The organism is Pseudomonas sp. Sample_9, assembly GCF_004307535.1.
Taxonomy (GTDB): Bacteria; Pseudomonadota; Gammaproteobacteria; order Pseudomonadales; family Pseudomonadaceae; genus Aquipseudomonas; species Aquipseudomonas mercuritolerans.
The window spans coordinates 1-3,533 of sequence record NZ_RAZO01000463.1 but is presented as its reverse complement, the minus strand read 5'-3'; the positions used below and the strand labels follow the sequence as shown (position 1 = coordinate 3,533).

Annotated in this window: 3 protein-coding genes; 2 read left to right on the top strand and 1 reads right to left on the bottom strand. The window is 60.5% G+C overall.

Going from position 1 to position 3,533, the window contains the following annotated elements:
- The first annotated feature begins 368 nt into the window (after positions 1-368).
- Together D6877_RS26515 and D6877_RS26510 are read left to right on the top strand one after the other, a co-directional pair.
- Positions 369-1,379: an extracellular solute-binding protein gene (locus D6877_RS26515; protein ID WP_016771941.1), complete on the top strand. Its 1,011-nt coding sequence runs from the start codon at positions 369-371 to the stop codon at positions 1,377-1,379.
- Positions 1,379-2,944 carry an iron ABC transporter permease gene (locus D6877_RS26510; RefSeq protein WP_122748046.1) on the top strand — a complete coding sequence of 522 codons (1,566 nt, stop codon included), beginning with the start codon at positions 1,379-1,381 and terminating at the stop codon, positions 2,942-2,944. The genes D6877_RS26515 and D6877_RS26510 overlap by 1 nt, the downstream gene beginning before the upstream one ends.
- Positions 2,945-3,024: 80 nt before the next feature.
- Here the strand turns inward: D6877_RS26510 and D6877_RS26505 are convergent.
- Positions 3,025-3,533, bottom strand: a 509-nt coding sequence (locus tag D6877_RS26505) for a methyl-accepting chemotaxis protein (protein WP_241662957.1), incomplete at its 5' end; no start/stop codon positions are given.

The window sequence follows — 3,533 nt, the reverse complement described above, 5'->3', positions numbered from 1 at the left end:
GACACGCCAGCTTCAGGTGCTGGTGACCTTACGGTCGTGGAAGTTCGAGTCTTCTTCTGGGCACCAATTCAAATTCAAGGTTCAGGCCTTGGACTTCACAAAAACCCGCGAAAGCGGGTTTTTGCGTTTCTGGCTTCCTGAATTTCCGCAGGTCTTGTAAGAGCTTGTAGGAGCTGACGAGTGCAACGAGGCTGCGATCTTTTGATCTTGCTGTTGCCCGTATCTTTATCATCAAAAGCAAAATTAAAAGATCGCAGCCTTCGCCAGCTCCTACAAGATCACCTCGCCCCGCACAAGGCGCACTTGAGAAACAATATCGTTTATCATTGTTGCAAGTTTTTGCAATGCGACAGTGAGGAACCCTGCGAATGACGTTTCGAAATACCCTGCGCCGAGGCCTGACCTTCACCCTCCTCGGCCTGGCACTCGCCACTCCCCTCACCCAGGCTGCCGATGCGGTTTCCCTGACTCTCTACAACGGCCAGCACAAGGAAGTCGGCGACGCGATTGCCAAGGCTTTTGAAGCCAAGACCGGCATTCACGTCAACGTGCGCAAAGGCAGCAGCAATCAGCTCGCCAGCCAGATCATCGAAGAAGGCGACCGCTCGCCCGCCGATGTGATCTACACCGAAGAGTCGCCGCCGCTGAACAACCTCGGCGAACAGGGTCTGCTGGCCAAGGCCGATGACGCCACCCTAGCGGTTTTGCCGGAAAAATACGTCGCCGCCAACGGTACCTGGATTGGCGTTACCGCCCGCGTCCGCGTCGTCGCGTTCAATCCGAAACTGATAGATGAAAAAGACCTGCCGAAATCGGTGATGGAATTCTCAGAGCCGCAGTGGCAGGGCAAGGTCGGCTTCGTGCCGACCAGTGGCGCCTTCCAGGAGCAGGCCGTAGCAATCATCAAACTGCACGGTCGCGACGCTGCGGAGGAATGGCTGACCGGTCTGCGCGCGTTCGGCAAGACCTACAGCAACAACATGGTCGCGCTCAAAGCTGTGGAAAACGGCGAAGTCGCTACCGTGCTGGTGAACAACTACTACTGGTTCGCCCTGCAACGCGAGAAAGGCAAGCTCGATTCCAAACTGCATTACTTCACCGGCGGCGACGCTGGCGGCCTGATCACCGTGTCCAGTGCTGCCGTGCTGAAATCCAGCAAACATCCAAAAGAAGCCCAGCAATTCCTCGCCTTCATGGCCAGCGAAGAAGGTCAGCGCGTGATCACTCAGACCACCGCTGAATACCCGCTGCACAAAGGCATGGAATCGGATCGCGGCCTCAAGCCGTTCAGCGAACTGGAAGCGCCGAACGTCACCCCGGCGGATCTGGGCAACGCTGAAGAAGCGCTGGAACTGGAACGCGAAGTTGGCCTGAACTGATGGCAGCATCGTTATCGGCCCCCGCCGCGCGCGGGGGTTACGTGCCACGACGCAAACGGCCGTCGATCTGGCTGGTGCTGCCGGTATTGCTACTGGTGGTCATGAGCCTGCTGCCACTGGCCTATGTCGGACTGAAAGCCTGGCAGGCCGGATGGGCCGAGGCGCTGCACTTGTTGTGGCGCCCGTATGTGTTTGGCCTGCTGCGCAACACCTTGGCATTGATGGTCGGCGTGACGGTTACCTGCGCCGTGATAGGTCTGTCGCTAGCGTGGCTGCTGGAGCGCAGCAATCTGCCAGGGCGGCGCCTGTGGGGCGTGATCCTGTGCCTGCCGTTTGCGGTGCCGGCGTTTGTCAGCAGCTTCACCTGGGTCTCGCTCAGCGCGCAATTCGAAGGCCTAGGCGGGGCGATTCTGGTGATGAGCCTGTCGAAGTATCCGCTGATCTTCCTGCCAGTAGCGGCGACCCTGCGCAATCTCGATCCCTCCCTCGAAGAATCCGCCCGCACGTTGGGACAGAATCGCTGGGGCGTATTTTTCCGCGTCACCCTGCCGCTGCTGTGGCCATCGCTGCTGGCCGGTTCGCTGCTGATTGCCCTGCACATGCTGGTGGAATTCGGCGCGCTGTCGATCATTGGCCTGCAAACCTTCACCACGGCGATCTACCAGCAATTCGAACTGGAATTCAGCAATGCCAACGCCGCGATGCTTTCGGCGGTGTTGCTGGCGCTGTGTCTGCTGCTGTTGTGGCTGGAGCTGCGCGTGCGCGGCAAGGGCCGGCATGTGCGCACCGGACAGGGCGCAGCGCGACAGGCTGAACAGGTAAAGCTTGGACCGTGGGCGGCGCTTGGTCAGTTGTATTGCCTGTTGCTGGCGATTATCGGCAGCGGCGTTCCGCTGGGCATGTTGGCCTACTGGCTGGCGGTCGGCTCATCGGCGGCGTTCCCGGTAGCGGCGATCACCGAGGCGCTGTTGTCATCGCTGGCATTGTCATTGGGCGGTGCGGCGCTGTGCCTGGTGCTGGCGGTGCCGGTCGGGTTGCTGGTGGTGCGCTATAAAGGCCGATTGGCAATCTGGGCCGAACGCCTGCCTTATCTGTTGCACGCGCTGCCGGGGCTGGTGATTGCGTTGACGCTGGTGTATTTCGCCCTGCATTACGTGCCAGTGCTGTATCAGACGTCGGGCTTGCTGCTGATCGCCTATGCGCTGCTGTTCCTGCCATTGGCGCAGGCGCCGATCCGCACTGCGCTGAACAAGGCTGCACCGCAGCTGGAAGAAGCGGCGCGGACATTAGGCGCATCGTCGTTCACCGCGTTTTGCCGGGTGACCTTACCGATCATTTTCCCGGCACTGGGCGCAGCGTTTGCGCTGGTATTTCTTGATGCGATGAAGGAATTGACGGCAACGTTGCTGCTCAGCCCAACCGGACTCAATACATTGGCGACCGAAGTCTGGGCGCATACGGCGAATGTCGAGTTTGCGGCGGCGGCGCCTTATGCGGCGTTGTTGATTGTGGTCTCGGGGTTGCCGGTTTATCTGCTGACGACGCGGATGTATCTGAGCCGCTAAAAGATCGCAGCCTTCGGCAGCTCCTACATCGGAATTTGCGTTTCCCTGTAGGAGCTGCCGCAGGCTGCGATCTTTTGATCTTAAGCGCGGAATTGTCCCAGGCTAGCCTTCAATTGCGCAGCCAGGCCATCCAGCACCTTGCCACTGGCCGTGGTCTCCACCACTGCCTGCGCCGCTTTCTCGGCCTGTGCATGAATCGTCTCGACCCGCCCACGCACTGCCTGTGCACCCTGCGCCTGATGCGCTGCTGCTTGCGTCGCCAGACCGATCGCCGCATGCACCTGCTCAACCGAAGCCTGCACCGACTGCTGCAACCGCGCACTGTCGCGCAACACCAGCAAACCTTCGCTGGCCTGCCGTCCGGCCTGACCAATCGCCTCGACCGCCTCACGTGCGCCCTGCTGCAAAGCGACGATGTGCGCTTGAATATCGCCCGTCGAGCTCTGCGTTTTGCTCGCCAGTGCACGCACTTCATCCGCGACCACGGCAAACCCACGCCCGGTTTCACCGGCGCGCGCCGCCTCGATCGCAGCATTCAATGCCAGCAGGTTGGTCTGTTCGGCGATGCCGTGAATCACCGTCAGCACCA

Excerpts from the sequence above, each read along its gene's own strand:
- D6877_RS26510 (WP_122748046.1), top strand. The coding sequence starts at position 1,379 with ATGGCAGCATCGTTATCGGCCCCCGCCGCGCGCGGGGGTTACGTGCCA.
- D6877_RS26515 (WP_016771941.1), top strand. The coding sequence starts at position 369 with ATGACGTTTCGAAATACCCTGCGCCGAGGCCTGACCTTCACCCTCCTC.